Raw genomic sequence first — 313 nt, forward strand, 5'->3', positions numbered from 1 at the left:
GCCGCCCTTCCGCACGCCGGACCGCCCCGGCCGCCCGCCCGCCTACCCGCAGGCTTCCGGCGCCCCCGACCCGCTCGCGCTCGACCTCCTCGCCTCGGAGGCGGCGGCCCGCGCGCACACGTTCCTGACCACCGGCCTCGACCCGGTCGGCGCGCTCACCCCCTGGCAGGACGCGGTACGGCTGGCCGCCGCGCACCCCGGCTCGGGGCTGACCGCCTCCACCCGCGCCCTCTACCGCGACCTCGGCGCGGGGACGGACCACACCCCCACCGACCTGGCCCGCGCGGTCGCGGCCTGGCGCCAGGGCGGTCTC

Annotated in this window: 1 pseudogene; it reads left to right on the top strand. The window is 81.5% G+C overall.

The window, feature by feature from the left end:
* A pseudogene (locus tag GT042_RS18950) lies at nt 1–313 on the top strand (hypothetical protein); the annotation flags it as partial.

The sequence above is a fragment of the Streptomyces sp. SID3212 genome (assembly GCF_009865405.1).
In the GTDB taxonomy this organism is placed as follows: domain Bacteria; phylum Actinomycetota; class Actinomycetes; order Streptomycetales; family Streptomycetaceae; genus Streptomyces.